15 protein-coding genes are annotated in these 16,077 nt (G+C 34.9%); 7 read left to right on the top strand and 8 right to left on the bottom strand.

Annotated features, from left to right (window positions below; all coding sequences use genetic code 11):
• Window positions 1-114: 114 nt before the first annotated feature.
• From def to HH304_RS00015, 3 genes are read right to left on the bottom strand one after another with little or no spacing between them, the layout of a single operon-like run.
• Window positions 115-666, bottom strand: a complete 552-nt coding sequence (def, locus tag HH304_RS00005; RefSeq protein WP_169677394.1) for a peptide deformylase — start codon at window positions 664-666, stop codon at window positions 115-117.
• 52 nt (window positions 667-718) lie between these two features.
• Window positions 719-1,132: a Holliday junction resolvase RuvX gene (gene ruvX, locus HH304_RS00010; protein WP_169677395.1), complete on the bottom strand. Its 414-nt coding sequence runs from the start codon at window positions 1,130-1,132 to the stop codon at window positions 719-721.
• 4 nt (window positions 1,133-1,136) lie between these two features.
• Window positions 1,137-1,898, bottom strand: coding sequence for an iron-sulfur cluster repair di-iron protein (locus tag HH304_RS00015; RefSeq protein ID WP_169677396.1), 762 nt, complete (start codon window positions 1,896-1,898; stop codon window positions 1,137-1,139).
• A 130-nt stretch (window positions 1,899-2,028) separates the two neighbouring features.
• Between HH304_RS00015 and HH304_RS00020 the strand changes: the two genes are divergently transcribed.
• Together HH304_RS00020 and HH304_RS00025 are read left to right on the top strand one after the other, a co-directional pair.
• Window positions 2,029-3,666: a S41 family peptidase gene (locus HH304_RS00020; RefSeq protein WP_169677397.1), complete on the top strand. Its 1,638-nt coding sequence runs from the start codon at window positions 2,029-2,031 to the stop codon at window positions 3,664-3,666.
• A gap of 42 nt (window positions 3,667-3,708) precedes the next feature.
• Window positions 3,709-4,869, top strand: a complete 1,161-nt coding sequence (locus HH304_RS00025) for a homogentisate 1,2-dioxygenase (protein ID WP_169677398.1) — start codon at window positions 3,709-3,711, stop codon at window positions 4,867-4,869.
• Window positions 4,870-4,920: 51 nt separating this feature from the next.
• Here HH304_RS00025 and HH304_RS00030 read toward each other — a convergent pair whose 3' ends face one another.
• The 3 genes from HH304_RS00030 to HH304_RS00040 all read right to left on the bottom strand — a co-directional run bounded on the left by HH304_RS00030 (window position 4,921) and on the right by HH304_RS00040 (window position 8,027).
• Window positions 4,921-5,652, bottom strand: coding sequence for a 1-(5-phosphoribosyl)-5-[(5-phosphoribosylamino)methylideneamino]imidazole-4-carboxamide isomerase (locus HH304_RS00030; protein ID WP_169677399.1), 732 nt, complete (start codon window positions 5,650-5,652; stop codon window positions 4,921-4,923).
• Window positions 5,653-5,725: 73 nt separating this feature from the next.
• Window positions 5,726-6,424 (bottom strand): response regulator transcription factor, encoded by a 699-nt coding sequence (locus HH304_RS00035; RefSeq protein ID WP_169677400.1) that lies wholly within the window; start codon window positions 6,422-6,424, stop codon window positions 5,726-5,728.
• On the bottom strand, window positions 6,411-8,027 hold the full coding sequence (locus HH304_RS00040) for a sensor histidine kinase (protein ID WP_169677401.1): 1,617 nt from the start codon (window positions 8,025-8,027) through the stop codon (window positions 6,411-6,413). Before HH304_RS00040 ends, HH304_RS00035 begins: the two co-directional genes overlap by 14 nt.
• Window positions 8,028-8,277: 250 nt before the next feature.
• Here HH304_RS00040 and lysA point away from each other — a divergent pair, with 250 nt between their 5' ends.
• Window positions 8,278-9,513: a diaminopimelate decarboxylase gene (gene lysA / locus HH304_RS00045; RefSeq protein ID WP_169677402.1), complete on the top strand. Its 1,236-nt coding sequence runs from the start codon at window positions 8,278-8,280 to the stop codon at window positions 9,511-9,513.
• On the opposite strand, the gene HH304_RS00050 is transcribed toward lysA, so the two are convergent.
• Complete coding sequence (locus HH304_RS00050; RefSeq protein WP_169677403.1) at window positions 9,510-9,848, bottom strand: hypothetical protein; 339 nt, start codon at window positions 9,846-9,848, stop codon at window positions 9,510-9,512. The two genes, lysA and HH304_RS00050, sit on opposite strands and share 4 nt — an antisense overlap.
• Before the next feature lie 81 nt (window positions 9,849-9,929).
• Here HH304_RS00050 and HH304_RS00055 point away from each other — a divergent pair, with 81 nt between their 5' ends.
• Window positions 9,930-12,422 (top strand): bifunctional UDP-N-acetylmuramoyl-tripeptide:D-alanyl-D-alanine ligase/alanine racemase, encoded by a 2,493-nt coding sequence (locus tag HH304_RS00055; RefSeq protein WP_169677404.1) that lies wholly within the window; start codon window positions 9,930-9,932, stop codon window positions 12,420-12,422.
• Here the strand turns inward: HH304_RS00055 and HH304_RS00060 are convergent, their stop codons facing one another.
• A complete protein-coding gene (locus HH304_RS00060) occupies window positions 12,423-12,578 on the bottom strand; it encodes a hypothetical protein (protein WP_169677405.1) in 156 nt (51 codons plus the stop codon).
• A 34-nt stretch (window positions 12,579-12,612) separates the two neighbouring features.
• Between HH304_RS00060 and HH304_RS00065 the strand changes: the two genes are divergently transcribed.
• Genes HH304_RS00065 through purE form a run of 3 tightly spaced genes read left to right on the top strand, consistent with a single transcriptional unit; the run spans window position 12,613 to window position 16,076 of the window.
• Window positions 12,613-14,403 carry a MutS-related protein gene (locus tag HH304_RS00065; protein WP_169677406.1) on the top strand — a complete coding sequence of 597 codons (1,791 nt, stop codon included), beginning with the start codon at window positions 12,613-12,615 and terminating at the stop codon, window positions 14,401-14,403.
• A gap of 30 nt (window positions 14,404-14,433) precedes the next feature.
• The gene (locus HH304_RS00070; protein ID WP_169677407.1) at window positions 14,434-15,576 is read left to right on the top strand and encodes a 5-(carboxyamino)imidazole ribonucleotide synthase; all 1,143 of its coding nucleotides are present in this window, start codon (window positions 14,434-14,436) and stop codon (window positions 15,574-15,576) included.
• Window positions 15,573-16,076, top strand: a complete 504-nt coding sequence (gene purE, locus HH304_RS00075) for a 5-(carboxyamino)imidazole ribonucleotide mutase (RefSeq protein ID WP_169677408.1) — start codon at window positions 15,573-15,575, stop codon at window positions 16,074-16,076. Before HH304_RS00070 ends, purE begins: the two co-directional genes overlap by 4 nt.
• Window position 16,077: the final 1 nt, after the last annotated feature.

Here is a 16,077-nt window from a genome sequence, read left to right on the forward strand (position 1 = left end):
CAAATTGAATCTAAAAGGAATGAGCCCGGTGAAATACCGAGCTCATTATTTAAAATTAAATTGTTAAACTTGTCTAAGTTTTGGGGGCTAGTCCAGAGTAGCTCCTTTTTTATGTTATTTCGCCATTGGAAATTTCATTCTGTATCCAACTTTTACTTTTCCTTTAGATATATTATTTAACTTACCTTTAATTAGTCTTTTCTTTAATCCGCTTAAATAATCTGTAAACAAAACTCCTTCAATATGATCGTATTCATGTTGAATGATTCTAGCTGCAAGCCCCTCATAAGTTTCAGTATGCTCCTTCCAGTTTTCATCAAAATATTTGATTTTGACATATTCAGGTCTGAATACCTCCTCTCTTATTCCCGGAATACTTAGGCAACCTTCTTCAAAAGCCCACTCATCACCTTCCTCTTCTATTATTTGAGGATTGATAAATACTTTTTTAAATCCATCTGTAGTTTCATCTTCCATCGGGTCTCCGTCAACTACAAAAATCCTTAACCCCTTACCGATCTGAGGACCTGCAAGTCCTACTCCACTTGCTGCATACATTGTTTCATACATGTCTTCTACAAGCTGCTTTACATCGGTTCCCTTTTCAATATCAACTGCTTTCTGCTTTAGAATTGGATGTCCGTAAGCTACAATAGGGTAAATCATAAATGCATTTTAATTTTCAAGGTGCAAATGTACTTAAAATACCTCAAAATGTTTAAGAAATAGAATTAAGGTATTCCTGAAGTATCAAAACGGCACTAACCTTGTCAATGTTTTCCTTTTTTCTTCTGTCCTTCTTTTTAGATCCGGCAGCAATCATTGATTCCATAGCCCGAACAGACGTATATGCTTCGTCTTGTTCATGCACCGGAAGATTGGGGAATTGCTTCTTTAAAGTGGTAATAAACCCCTTGCAATGTTGTGTATTATTGGTTGGAGAGCCATCATCCTTATATGGAACTCCCACTACAAAAGCTTCAACTTCTTCTTTTGCAAGATAGTCTTTCAAATACTGTACGACATCTTTGGAATGAACAGTATCCAAGCCAGTTGCAATTATTTTTAATGGATCAGTAACAGCCAGTCCTACTCTTTTAGTACCGTAATCAACAGCTAGAATTCTTCCCATTTTACTAATTGGACCCCTTATTTTCAGCCATCATCTTCTTGACTTCCTTTTCCAGCATTAACGCTTTAGGAAAAAGTATTTCATCTTCGATAGAAGCGTGGATTTTAAGTTCCTTTTCAAATGATTGTAACTCCTTCATGATCACATTTAAATGCACATTACTTTCATCCTTCAAAATGAACCCATTGGTTATTTTTTTCAATCCTTCAAGTTCATCCTCATGAACCTCATGATCAATGGCATATTTGCGTACAGAATGCTTTTCTAGTTCAAAAAATAATTTTGCCGGTGACAAATCTCCGGAAACAACTTTCTGTAATTTAGAAATGTAAATAAATAGAGTATCCTCTTCCTGATAAACGTGATGGATAAAATCTTCTACAAAAATTGGATAAACAAACCTTAAATCCTGAATAACCTGTTCGTGTTCCTCATTATAATATTTCGCTCCTCTTAGAAGACTTGAAATATATGGAAGCCTTCTTTTGATAAAAATATGATGAGAATGCTTCAGAAATTCAATGATCAGATCAACTGGTAAAGTAAACAGCTTCAATGATTCAATACTGTTATCATTTTTGTACTTTTCAAGTTGATCAATTATTTTTTCAATCATCAGGCCTTTTTCCTTACATACGTCTTCTAATGTTGTCTCAGGAAACTCATAAAACCTGATGCCAAAATCATTAAGAATTGAAGCAAAAAGGTGATTTGCCCCAACCAATTCATTTAATGTTTTGTGTTTATAAATATTGTAATCCATCATTTGCAAAGATAATCGATAAAAAAGACAAATAACTGACTTAAGTCATCTCTTCAACAAACTGTTGTCTTCTTAATGCGTTAAATATTTACTAAATATGTAGTTTTGTTATATTGCCATAGTTTGAATATATATGTATAAAGATAATAAATCAAATAATAAGGGAATTGTTAGAATACCCATTTATCTGGCGGTTGCAGTTGTAGCCGGTATGTTTATGGGAACATCACTTAGCAGTAGTGATTCAACTCCCATCAGTTTTAAGCCGCAGCTAGTAGGTGACAAGGTTCGTGAAGTAATGGCTCACATCCAGAAACATTATGTTGATGACATAAATGAAGATGAGCTATCTGAAAAAGCTATAGTTTCCATTCTTGAAGATCTTGACCCTCACAGCGTTTATATTCCAAAGCAAGATGCCGAGCTGACAGACTCTCAATTTGAAGGTGCGTTTGAAGGTATAGGAATAGAGTTCACAATATTGAATGACACATTAACCGTTGTTGCTCCATTAATAGGAGGCCCATCTGAATCTGCAGGAATAATTTCCGGAGATAAAATTATTGTTGTTGATGGTGATACAATTGCCGGAACAGGAATTACGAACAGAGATGTATTCGAACTTTTAAGAGGAGAAAAAGGCTCTGAGGTTAATATTGGAATTAAAAGAAACGGGAAGTCCAGGCTAATAGATTTTGTAATTGAACGCGATGAAATCCCTCAATATACTGTTGAATCAGGATATATGATTAATGATTCTACCGGGTATATTAAGGTTACAAGGTTTGGTCTGGAAACCTTTAACGAGTTTGACGCCAAACTAAGAGAGCTAAAGCTTAAAGGCTTAAAAAATCTGATTCTTGATTTACAAGGTAACCCTGGTGGGATAATGAGTTCAGCTGTCAATATGGCTGATGAGTTCCTGCCAAAAGACAAGATGATAGTTTATACAGATGGAAGAATAGATGCCTATGACGATGAGTATAAATCTACTGATAAAGGAATTTTTAAGGACCTTCCTGTTGTTGTTTTAATCGATGAAGGTAGCGCTTCAGCATCAGAAATTGTAGCCGGAGCTTTACAAGATAATGACCGTGCTTTAATAGTCGGTAGAAGAAGTTTTGGTAAAGGACTTGTTCAAAGTCCGATTAAGCTAAAAGATGGTAGTGTAATAAGATTGACAATTTCAAGATATTATACTCCAAGTGGTCGTTCGATTCAGAAGCCTTACACTGATTATTCGGCATATTCCAAGGATATTCAAGAGAGGTATGAAAATGGAGAATTCTTTCATCCGGACAGCACTAACCTAAAAGATTCATTAGAGTATAAAACTGTTCACGGTAGAACTGTTTATGGTGGCGGGGGTATTATGCCCGATGTTTTTGTGCCGCTTGATACTAGTATGAACAGTAAAGTGTTAACAACACTGATCTATAAAAATATTCTTTCATCATATGTGATTTCATATCTTGAAAGTAACAGGACTAAAGTTAAGTCTCTTGGATTAAAGACATTTATTCAAGAATTTGAAGTTTCAGATCAAATGATTACTGACCTTACTAATAAAGCCATTTCTTCAGGATTGGAAATTAATCAAAGTGAAGTTGAAAAATCAGCTGATTTAATTAAACTACATGTTAAGGCTCAAATTGGAAGGAACATCTGGCGTGGAGATGGGTACTATCCAATTATAAACAATATGAACGAATCGTTGCAATCAGCTTTAAAACTATTGCCTGAAGCTGAAAAGCTAACCGATAAATTGTAACTTTAACACCAATAATTAAACAACAACAATTAACCCATAATTATGTCTTATTATTATAAACTGGGAGAGATACCTCATAAAAGACATACTCAATTCAGACAACCAGATGGTTCTTTATATGAAGAAGAGCTGGTTAGTAGCATTGGGTTTTCAGGAATCTACTCTTTGCTTTATCACAAAAACCCTCCGACTAAAGTATCCAGAGTTGGAGAACCTGAACCGTATGAAGTTAAAATGCCAGAAAAAGCTCCTTTGCTTCAAACACATTTAAATACTTCAGGGCTAAAAACTACAGGTAAAGACTATCTTGAGTCAAGATGGACACTTTTAAAGAACAAAGACTGTTCGATGGCTATTTGTATTCCTGAAGAAAGAAGCATGGACTACTTCTACAAAAATGGAGAAGCAGACGAAATCGTATTCATCCATGATGGTTCAGGAACTTTAATATCCCAATTCGGAAGCATAAAAGTTAAAGCTGGCGATTATATCGTTATTCCAAGAACAACAATTTATAAGTTCGAGTGGGATAAGGGCCCTTTGAGGTTATTAGTTATCGAATCAAATAACCCAATTGAAACTGTAAGCAGGTACAGAAATGAAATGGGGCAACTACTTGAGCATTCTCCATATTGTGAGCGCGATATCAGACCACCTGAAGAGCTTGTCATCGATGACAAAAAAGGTGAATATCTTATCAAAATAAAAAAAGGAGGCTACCTGCATAATTATTTTTATGAATTCAGCCCGTTAGATGTCGTTGGTTGGGATGGATGCCTATATCCTTATGCATTGAGCATTCATGACTTTGAACCAATCACAGGTAGAATTCACCAGCCACCTCCGGTACATCAGACATTCCAGTCTGCAGGATTTGTGATTTGTTCATTTGTACCAAGACTGTATGATTATCATCCTGATTCTATTCCTGCTCCATACAATCATAGCAACATTGATTCTGACGAAGTTCTTTACTATGTTGAAGGAGAATTTATGAGTAGAAAAGGAATTGACAGAGGTTCATTTACTCTTCATCCGGGAGGTTTACCTCACGGTCCGCACCCTGGAACAGTTGAGAAAAGTATTGGAGCCAAGGCCACTCATGAATTAGCTGTGATGCTTGATACCTTCGGCCCTTTATATGTTACTGAGAAAGGATTAGAATTCTCGGATAAGAACTATCCAATGAGTTGGAAAGAATAACAAACAAGATTAATAAATGAAAAAGGCTCCATGTGGAGCCTTTTTTTATTTTTAAACCTTTCGGGTTATAAATCTTTCTAAATCCTTTAGTTTCAATCTGTCTTCGTAAAATGCTTTACCAAAAAACACACCATAGACACCTATTTCTTCAAGTTTCTGGATATCATCTACAGACCTGACACCACCTGAAGCATATAATTTTAAATCAGGAAACTGCTCAAGTATCTTCTCATATAAATTAATTGAAGGCCCTTCAAGAATTCCATCCTTAGCAATATCGGTTGTCTTTACATATTTAAGGCTATGACGATAAAAGAAGTCAATATGTTCAATCAGATCTGTCTGAGTATTAGTTTGCCATCCTCTGATAGCAATTTTACCCTTTAACGCATCTGCACCTAGTATAACCTTCTCTCTACCATAACTAATAATCCATTGAGCAAATAGATCCGGGTTAAGCACAGCAATCGTTGCAGCGGTAACACTGACAGCACCATATTCAAATGCCTTGGTAACATCACCATCTGTATGAAGACCTCCACTGAAATTAACTTTAAGATCAGTATATGAAGAAATTAGCTCCAGTGTGTTGTAATTTACAGGTGTACCTTTTTGTGCACCATCCAGATCAACCAAATGTATTGTATCTAATCCGGCATCCTGAAATTGCTTAGCAACATCTAAAGGTGATGCTTCATATTCTCTTTTCTTATCAAAATTTCCTTGTTGAAGGCGGATAGTCTTACCATTGATTACCGATATAGAAGGAATTATTTTTATCATATCGTCAGTTTTAAGCCTTACAAAACTAACATTATTTCGGATATAGTCTTAATAGATTTTCTTTTTTTCTACGTTATTCTTTCAATTCTATTAATTTAAAGCCTTCTCCGTGAACAGTAAGAATTTGAACTGTCTCATCCGGCTTTAACATTTTCCTAAGCTTTGCAATATATACATCCATACTTCTTGCATTAAAATAAGAATCATCTTTCCAGATACGGTTTAAAGCCATGCTTCTATCCAGGGTCTTATTCTTATTTTGAACTAATAATTTTAATAGTTCAGCTTCTTTAGTTGTTAGCTTCGTAGTATTTCCCTGGTGATTTAAGATCCGTTGAGTATAATCAAATTCAAAATCTCCAAACTTAAGCTCTCCTGACTTTTCAGCTTCACTTTCGGCAACTCCACTTCTTTTTAATATGTTATTAAGTCGAAGCAAAAGTTCCTCCATACTAAAAGGCTTGGTGATATAATCATCAGCTCCAATTCTTAAACCATGAAGCGTATCCTCTTTCATTGACTTAGCAGTCAAAAATATTACAGGAACCTCCTTGTCCATTTTTCTCACCTTCTCAAGAAGAGTAAAGCCATCCATTTTAGGCATCATTATATCGAATAAACATGCATGGTATTCTTCCTTTTTATACGCCTCTAATCCTTCTTCACCATCTCTACACAGATGAGTTTCAAAACCCTTAACTTCTAAGTATTCCTTAAGTATTTGTCCCAGATTCGGATCGTCTTCGACAATCAATAATTTATATTTGCTCATTATATAATGGTAAACTTATTTCAAATGTACTTCCTTTTCCTAATTCGCTTATTACATTGATATCACCTCCATGGGCATTAACCATAGTCTTTACATAAGTTAACCCCAAACCAAATCCTTTAACATCATGTAAATTACCCGTAGGTACGCGATAAAACTTTTCAAATATCTTGTCCACAGCATCTTTACCCATACCAATACCATTATCAGACACTTTAATCCGGATATCTCCATTCTGATTGTAAGTTTGAATAGATATTTTTGGTTTTACCGGACTATACTTATTGGCATTATCAAGCAAGTTGTGCACGATATTAGTCAAGTGAACCTTATCAGCAAAAACCTGATGATTTCTAGCCTTAAGATCCAGATTTATTTTTCCTTCTTTCTTTTCTACCTGAAGATTAATATTCTCGAGTGCCTTACAAATTACCTCTTCAACATCAACCTTATCCCTTTTCAATTTTATATCTTCTTTTTCAAGAGTGGCCATTTGCAACACTTTCTCTACCTGAGTTCCCAGTCGGTTATTTTCATCCTTGATAATTCTCAGGTATCGATCATAAAACTCCGGTATTTTGCGAATTTCAGGATCCTGGAGTGCCTCACATGCCAAAGAAACTGTTGCTATCGGAGTTTTAAACTCATGAGTCATATTATTTATAAAGTCATTTTTGATCTCACTTATTTTCTTCTGTCTAATTATAATATACAAAGCATATCCGAAGCAAATAAGAATGATCATAATCAAAATCCCTGATGACCCCAAAGTAATTGCACTTTGCTTTACAATATAGCCAGTTTCATTAGGAAAATATATATATAAGAAGCTGGCTTTGCCGATGATATCGTTTGGAAATAACTTGGTTTTAAATGTAGACTCAAGAAGTTTACTTTTATCAGTTGTATGAGCAAACATCAAGGTATCAGCTGAAACATTTGTTACTCCATATTCATAATTAAGGTCAATACCATTGTTACCTAATTCGGCATGCAACAAACTATCTAACTCTTCAGGGTTTATTCGATTTGTTATTGTTCTTTTCCCATAAAAAAGCTCATTTAAAACCACCTTAACCATATCTGATTTATTCAGTGCTTTAGCCAGCTTAATGTCATAGTCCTGTACCCTGTCCCTAAGACTATCAAATTGATCATAAAAATTCATGATCTCTTTTTTCAAATTAGCCTCAGTATCATTTTTATTTAGATAGACTTCTTTTTCAACTTCTAAATTGAAAGACCCTGTTCCATCAGAAAGTGTATATTCAAAGCTAGGCTGACCTTTTATGCTACCAAAGGTTTTTCTTTTTTCAGGGAGTTTTAATTCCGCCTTGGGAAGTGGAGCTATGGTAAACGAGTCCTTTTCTCCCTCCATGAAAAACTTAATTGAATAATCAAGACCGGTATATGCGTTATAAAGCATTTCCTGTTGCTCAAGCTTCTCAGCAACATTATTTAATGCTTCCTGTACTTCCTGATCAAAGCGCTGTTGGTTAATTGACAAGGAATTTTTTATCCAATAAAGCTGAAAAGCGACTAGTGCGGTAAGTGCCACACTCATCAGCAATATTATCACAATTAATGTCTTTCTCTTCTTCATTTCCTTATACTCCGATTAACGGATTTCAGCACATTGGTGTTGAAAACAATTATCAAATCATTATAAAATTACATTGTAAATAAATTCAAATTATCGATTTAACAATCTTTAACCCACATTAAGCCTCTCAGAATGAAGAATCATAATATTTCAAGAGAATACAGCAATTAATATAATAATTTGGCTAAAACAGAATGAATTTGTTTAATTACATCCTTACACTGTATTTTTGCAAAAAATTGATGAACAGATGCAATTAAAAAACAACACTTACCAAATTCAAGGAGTCAATGTGCTAGACATTTGCGAAGAATTTGGTACTCCTGTATATGTTTATGATTCGGAGAAAATTAGAGAAAGGTATGAATCATTAACCAGCGCTTTTAGTGGGCAGCCGGTTAAGATAAAGTATGCAGCTAAAGCACTAACGAACATCAATATTTTAAAATATATAAAAAAACTTGGCGCCGGCCTTGATGTTGTTTCTATTCAGGAAGCACAACTCGGACTTCTGGCTGGATTTAGCCCAAATGATATAATGATAACTCCTAACTGTGTTTCATTTGATGAAATCAGAGAGGCTGTAGATCTTGGATTGCAAATCAATATTGACAACATCCCTCTATTAGAGCAGTTTGGTCATGAGTACGGTGACAAAGTTCCTATTTGTGTTAGAATTAACCCACATATTCTTGCCGGTGGAAATGCTAAAATCTCTGTGGGACACATTGATTCAAAATTTGGGATTTCAATATTACAGACACGCCATCTATATCGCATTGTTGAAACTCATAATATCAGAGTAAATGGAGTACATATGCACACAGGGTCTGACATACTTGATGCGGATGTATTTTTAAGAGGTGCCCAGGTTGTATTTGATATTGCAAAAGAATTTAAAAATCTTGAATTCCTGGACTTCGGAAGTGGCTTTAAAGTAGGATACCGTGATGGTGATGTAACAACTGATGTTTTCCTATTAGGCAAAAGACTTGGTGAGGCTATTGACAATTTTGCAGCCGAATATGGAAGCAAGCCTGAAATCTGGTTTGAACCGGGCAAATACCTTGTTAGTGAATCAGGATACCTGTTTGTAAAAACAAATGTAATTAAAACTACTCCTGCTACTGCTTTTGTTGGCGTTGATAGTGGAATGAATCACTTGCTACGACCAATGATGTACGATGCTTATCATGATATAATTAATATATCTAATCCTTCTGGAACTAAAAGAGTATATTCTGTTGTAGGCTATATCTGCGAAACAGATACTTTCGGATGGGATAGAGCACTAAATGAAGTGAAAGAAGGTGATATTCTTGCAATTAAAAATGCGGGGGCTTACGGTTTTTCAATGTCTTCAAACTATAACTCAAGATTTAAACCGCCAGAGGTGTTTGTTTATAATGGTAAAGCAAATCTTATTCGAAAAAGAGAGACTTTCGAAGATTTGACCAGAAACCAGATTGAAATTGCTCTTGACTAAAAGAAGTTGAAATCCAGGCTGAAATCAAAATATTCAGAAAGACTGAACTTTGATATCACCTTAAGAAAAAAGTTATTTGAAAGTGGAGAAGTCTGTTCTTCACTTTCTTTTTTATCCTCAGACAACTTTTTATCAATCGCGTAGTTAGAAACATTACTGTTTTCCTGATTAACTTCACTTACCTGATGTAAGCTATCAGATTTAATAACTACACTTTTTTCATTTGCCTTACTTGGTTCAATAGCATAAACAATGGTATTTATACTACTACCAACAGTAAGCAAAATAAACAAAATGGTGATCAACAAATATTTTGGCTGTTTTGATGTCGACATACTCAAATCTACTAAAGATTATTCAATTATATACTTTATATTTATTATTTCAGCAAAAACCAAAGAAAATATTCTTAACCCATGATTAACAGACAACAGCCCGAAAACAGCATTTATTTTTCTGATCTTAAGGGTATTGTAAAAGGAAGATTAATAAAAAATGATCTGCCAGACAGGAAAGTTAGTTATCTGGTTACTGATAGCAGGAGACCGACTCTAAATGCTGACTCAGTCTTTTTAGCTATTAAGGGTATAAACCATGATGGGCATAATTATATAAATTCAATGATTGATGCAGGCATCAGGCAATTTATTATTGAAGATGAAAATAAACTTGAATGTTTTGATTCGGTCGAAGTCAATGTATTTTTAGTTGAAAACACAATCAAGGCCCTTCAGAATTTAGGTTTATATAAAAGAAATAATTCGAATGCGAAAATTATTGCTGTCACTGGTAGTAATGGAAAAACAATAATTAAAGAATGGATTTCACAGTTATTGTATGATTCGGAAAAGGTAATTCAAAGTCCATTAAGTTATAATTCCCAGATTGGTGTACCACTTTCAGTTTGGGGAATAGAGTCATATCATACTATAGGTGTTTTTGAGGCAGGAATTAGTCAAAAAGATGAAATGCCATTGCTTGAAAAAATCATTAAGCCACTATATGGAATTTATGCAAATATTGGTTCCGCACATGAAAGTAACTTCAATTCAATTGAAGAAAAAGCTAAAGAAAAGGCAAAGCTATTTATAGGCTCTAAAAGAATCACTTATTGTGGAGACCATGAAATTGTCAAGGATTCACTTAGCATTTACACTGATGAAAAGTTAAACGAATGGTCAGTCAATAATCCTGATTCTGAAACTAATGTCAAGTATATTCATAAGTCTGAGACTACTGATATAGAAATAACGAGAAAAGGAAGGAAGAACAGTTTTACAGTTAGCTTAAATGATGCAGTAAGTCTTGAAAATCTTACTCATTGTCTGGTTTGCTTATTAGATATTGGCTATTCTCCAACTTACCTTCAGGACCAACTCCCTTTATTAAAGGAAGTTGACATGCGTCTTACGATTAAACGAGGGGTCAACAATTCATTTATTATTGATGATACATACAATAATGATATGGCAGGATTGGAAGCTGCACTCACCAGAGTAAATCAATTTCAGCATGTAGATAAAAGAGTGGTTGTACTTTCAGACATCCAGCAAAGTTCCATTTCGAAGGAATTACTATATTCTCAGGTTGAAGAATTATTAAAATCGTTTAAAATTGATGAGGTAATCACAATTGGAGAAGACATATCCAGCCATCTCAATTATTTATCCGGCAGAAAAATATCTTTTTCAGATACCAGTGAAGCAATAACAAATTACCCATGGGACGATTTGGACACTTCGTTAATAATAGTGAAGGGAGCCCGGAAATTCCAATTAGAAAAAATAGTAAGAAGAGTTGAAAAGAAGATTCACGGAACAACTCTTGAAATAAACCTGGCTTCCTTGGCAAACAACCTCAACTTTTACAGGCAAAAACTCGACCCTGGTGTTAAGATGATGGTCATGGTTAAAGCTTTGGCCTATGGCAGCGGAGCTATTGAAATAGGGAAAATCCTTCAATTTCACAGAGTGGATTATCTGGCGGTTGCCTACCCTGACGAAGGTGTAAACTTGAGAAGAAATGGGATTTATCTACCCATCATGGTAATGAACCCTTCTCCTGAAAGCTTTGACATGCTTCATAGATATGATTTAGAAGCTGAAGTTTATAGCTTAAACTTTCTTAGACGACTCAATACATATACTATTGAAGAAAAGAAGCATTTTAATGTACATATCAAATTAGATACAGGAATGCACCGGTTAGGATTTAATGCCGATGAGCTTGAGGAAGCAGCCAGCATTATCAACTCTAATGAATTTATACATGTTAAAGCAGTATTTAGCCATCTGGCTGGAGCCGACAGCTCTGAGCATGTAGAATATAGCAATTACCAGAATGAGCTATTTTCAAGAATGTCTGAAAACCTGGCGAACCTACTCGACCAAGGTTTCTTAAGACATTTAAGTAATTCTGCTGCAATTATCAGATTCCCAGAATTCCAATATGATATGGTTAGGTTAGGAATAGGATTATATGGTATAGAAGTAAATGAAATACATCAGGAAAACCTGATTCCAATTAGCAAGCTTAAAACAATTATCTCACAGATTAGAACCATCAAGAAAAATGAAACTGTGGGATACGGGCGTGTAGGAAAAGCTGTTCGCGACACAAAAATTGCAACAATAGCCATTGGTTACGCAGATGGCTTTAGTAGAATTTTCTCTAATGGAAATGCCTCTGTGTATATAAAAGGTCAAAAAGTTCCGGTATTTGGTAATGTCTGTATGGATATGACAATGATTGATATAACTGATATTGAAGATGTTAAAGAAGGAGATGAAGTTGTTATTTTTGAAACTACTCAACACCTTCTGGACCTTGCAAAATCAGCACGTACAATTCCATACGAAATCCTTACAAATATTAGTGAACGTGTTAACAGGGTGTTTTTATCTGAATAGTTATCCACCGCAACCCATGAGTTTTTTCAAATCAAAATCCTCAGGTAAATCAGCAATCCCCTTAGGCGGTTCTTTTACCTTTGAATTGACTTCTTTAGCCTCTTCTGGTTTTGATTCGAATTCAGCTTTTTTGGGTTTCTTTTTACTATCTTTCATGGTTTATCAAACGAATAAAAGAATAAATTGATTAATGAAGTTCGATAATAGTCACAAATATTTTGAAGATCAGATTGAAAAATCAAACGAAAAACTACAGATACTATCCAGGAAAGACAAAAGATATGCATTTATTAGACTTTTCACTTTCTTGTTTGTAGTAGGTGTTTCCATATACCTAATTTCGAATTCACATATCTTTTTCTTTTGCATATTCTTTTTTATCTCACTGATAATATTTGGACTCCTACTTAAAACTCACCAGATAATAGGCAAGGAAATTTCTGCCACAAAACATCTGATTGATATTAATAGTACGGAATTATCAAGAGTTGAAAGAAAGCTTGTTGCCATTGATGGTGGCGACCAGTTTTTTAATCCTAAGCACCCATACCATCAAGACCTTGATATTTTTGGGAAAAATAGCCTCTATTCATTAATAAATAGAACAACCTCACAGGATGGCGCTGAGTTATTGGCAAACCGGCTTTCAGATGGACTGAAGGATGATAATCTGATATACAAAAATCAGGACGCTATTAAAGAATTAGGTCCTAAAATCAAATGGAGACAAACATTTGAAGTTTTAGGAAGGTCAATTGAAGAAAAAAAAGTTCCAAAAGCAGACTCACTATTCATTGGTAAAATTTCTGCCCTCAGGACGATTATCCAGATAGTCCTTAATTCAATTTTATTGACTAACATAATTTTGGTTTCTTTGGACTATATGGCTGTTCAGGCCCTATTATTGAATATTGTAATTAATATCATTGCCACCTTCTCATTTATTGCTAAGACAGTAAAGCCTGCAAACGACACAATCGTTTTTTCTACCAGCCTGAATAAGTATAAAGAAATATTCAAGCACATAGAGTCTGAAAATTTTGAATCTGAATTAAATATTGAACTCAGGTCAAAATTGATTTCAAATGGAAATTCCGCTGGTAAAAGTTTAGAACAGCTCGGCTCGATAGGCTATTGGCTAGAAAACAGAAGTAATATGCTGTATCAAATAGTCAATGCCCTTTTTAACATAGATATATTCATTTTCATCAGACTTGAAAAGTGGTTTAAGAAGTATCGGAATCAAATCCCCGGCTGGTTTGATGTAATGGCTCAGTTTGAGATGTTGAATAGTTTTGCAGGATTATATTTTGAAAGTGGATGTACTTATAAATTCCCAATAATCTCTGAACAAGAATATTTCATAGATGCCAGACAATGTGGGCACCCTCTACTTTTACCTGACGAAATCGTAAAAAATGATTTTAAAATGAATGGAGTAGGTGCTATTGGTTTAATAACCGGTAGTAATATGTCTGGCAAAAGCACATTCCTGAGAACTTTGGGTATAAACATGGTTCTTTCTTACTGTGGAGCTCCGGTCATTGCTGATGAATTTACAGTATCAAAAATGCAGATTTTCACTTCAATGAGGACTCAGGACTCACTTACTGAACATATTTCAGCATTTTATGCAGAGTTGTTACGAATAAAGGCATTGCTTGATGAAATAGAAAAAGGCAGACCTGTATTTTATTTACTTGATGAAATTTTAAAAGGAACGAACTCAGATGATCGTGTGGCGGGTTCCTTGGCTTTAGTTAAACAACTAATAAAGCTGAACGCAATGGGGCTGGTCGCAACCCATGACCTTCAACTTAGTGTATTAGAAAAATCACTTCCGGAAATGGGTAATTATCATTTCAGTAGTGAAGTAAACGGAAAGAATATTAATTTTGATTATAAATTAAAAAATGGCCCATGTCAAAGTTTCAATGCGAAAGCTTTAATGAAGAATATGGGTATTAATTTAGAAGATTAAGCAATTTTAATTGATATAAAATTTAAAGTAGTGGAAAAATTTTACCAGCAATTTAAACTTGGAGTCCTGGGGGGAGGTCAACTTGGACGAATGTTGATCCAGTCTGCAATAGATTTCAACATTGATGTACATATCATTGATCCATCACCTAACGCACCATGTAAAAATATTGCTACATCGTTTACTGTTGGTGACCTACAGGATTTTGATGCTGTTTATAACTTTGGTAAAGAATGTGATGTTATAACAATTGAAATTGAAAAGGTTAATACCGAAGCACTGAAAAAGCTAAGGGATGAGGGAGTAAAAGTATATCCTGAACCTGAAGCGATAGAGATGATTCAGGATAAAAGGATCCAGAAAACATTCTATAAAGAAAACAATATTCCTACGGCACCTTTTGTCCTGGTTGAAAATAAGGAAGAAATCCACAACCATAAAGACTTTCTTCCGGCAGTAAACAAGCTTGGTAAAGATGGTTATGATGGGCGTGGTGTTCAGGTAATTAGAACTAAAGCAGACATTGATAAAGGATTTGACAAACCAGGGCTGCTTGAGCAGTTTGTTAATTTCGAAAAGGAGTTAGCAGTAATAGTTGCCAAAAACACCAAAGGGGAAATAAAAGCATTTCCTCCTGTTGAACTTGTTTTCCATCCTGAAGCCAACCTTGTGGAGTACTTATTTTCTCCAGCAGATATTTCCGCTGAGATAACTAATAAAGCAAATGACCTTGCTATAAAGGTTATTGAAAAGATAAACATGACAGGGATACTCGCCATCGAAATGTTCTTAACCAAGGAAGGAGATGTTCTTGTTAATGAAATTGCTCCAAGACCCCATAATAGTGGTCACCAGACTATTGAAGGGAATACAGTTAGCCAATATGAACAACATTTGCGTGCTATTTTAGGTATGCCTCTTGGTAATACTGATATTCGAATTCCATCAGCTATGGTAAACTTACTAGGTGAAGAAGGCCATTCCGGAGAAGTTGAAATTGAAGGACTTGATGATGCTCTTGCTACAGATGGAGTTCATTTTCACCTGTACGGCAAAAAAGAGACAACACCTTTTAGAAAAATGGGACATATTTCCATTACAGATAAGAGCATGGAAAACCTTAAGAAAAAGGCATTAAAAATAAAATCTACTGTAAAAATCATAAGCAAATGACACAGGTTGGAATAATAATGGGTAGCAAATCTGATCTACCGGTAATGAAAGAAGCCGCTGAGGTTTTAGAAGAGTTAGGAGTTAGTTTCGAAATTGACATTGTTTCTGCTCACAGAACACCTGAAAAAATGTTTGAATATGCTACTACAGCCAGAAAAAGAGGCATAAAAGCGATAATTGCCGGAGCAGGTGGTGCTGCACACCTTCCTGGAATGGTTGCATCAATGACATCACTTCCTGTTATTGGTGTTCCGGTTAAATCACGTAACTCAATTGACGGTTGGGACTCTGTTTTATCGATTTTACAAATGCCTGCCGGAATACCTGTAGCAACAGTTGCCCTTGATGGCGCAAAGAATGCTGGAATACTTGCGGCAAGTATTGTAAGTACATTTGATGAAACAGTTGCAAATAATCTTGATAAATTCAAAACAGGATTAAAAGAAAAAGTGTTAAATACTGCTGAAGAACTGAAACAATCAGGATATAAAAACATTTAAT

This window comes from Marinigracilibium pacificum (assembly GCF_012926615.1).
GTDB classification, from domain to species: Bacteria; Bacteroidota; Bacteroidia; order Cytophagales; family Cyclobacteriaceae; genus Mangrovivirga; species Mangrovivirga pacifica.

Excerpts from the sequence above, each read along its gene's own strand:
- purE (WP_169677408.1), top strand. The coding sequence starts at position 15,573 with ATGACACAGGTTGGAATAATAATGGGTAGCAAATCTGATCTACCGGTA.
- HH304_RS00055 (WP_169677404.1), top strand. The coding sequence starts at position 9,930 with ATGATTAACAGACAACAGCCCGAAAACAGCATTTATTTTTCTGATCTT.
- HH304_RS00025 (WP_169677398.1), top strand. The coding sequence starts at position 3,709 with ATGTCTTATTATTATAAACTGGGAGAGATACCTCATAAAAGACATACT.
- ruvX (WP_169677395.1), bottom strand. The coding sequence starts at position 1,132 with ATGGGAAGAATTCTAGCTGTTGATTACGGTACTAAAAGAGTAGGACTG.
- HH304_RS00030 (WP_169677399.1), bottom strand. The coding sequence starts at position 5,652 with ATGATAAAAATAATTCCTTCTATATCGGTAATCAATGGTAAGACTATC.
- HH304_RS00040 (WP_169677401.1), bottom strand. The coding sequence starts at position 8,027 with ATGAAGAAGAGAAAGACATTAATTGTGATAATATTGCTGATGAGTGTG.
- HH304_RS00020 (WP_169677397.1), top strand. The coding sequence starts at position 2,029 with ATGTATAAAGATAATAAATCAAATAATAAGGGAATTGTTAGAATACCC.
- HH304_RS00015 (WP_169677396.1), bottom strand. The coding sequence starts at position 1,898 with ATGATGGATTACAATATTTATAAACACAAAACATTAAATGAATTGGTT.
- HH304_RS00050 (WP_169677403.1), bottom strand. The coding sequence starts at position 9,848 with ATGTCGACATCAAAACAGCCAAAATATTTGTTGATCACCATTTTGTTT.
- def (WP_169677394.1), bottom strand. The coding sequence starts at position 666 with ATGATTTACCCTATTGTAGCTTACGGACATCCAATTCTAAAGCAGAAA.
- HH304_RS00060 (WP_169677405.1), bottom strand. The coding sequence starts at position 12,578 with ATGAAAGATAGTAAAAAGAAACCCAAAAAAGCTGAATTCGAATCAAAA.
- lysA (WP_169677402.1), top strand. The coding sequence starts at position 8,278 with ATGCAATTAAAAAACAACACTTACCAAATTCAAGGAGTCAATGTGCTA.
- HH304_RS00065 (WP_169677406.1), top strand. The coding sequence starts at position 12,613 with ATGAAGTTCGATAATAGTCACAAATATTTTGAAGATCAGATTGAAAAA.
- HH304_RS00035 (WP_169677400.1), bottom strand. The coding sequence starts at position 6,424 with ATGAGCAAATATAAATTATTGATTGTCGAAGACGATCCGAATCTGGGA.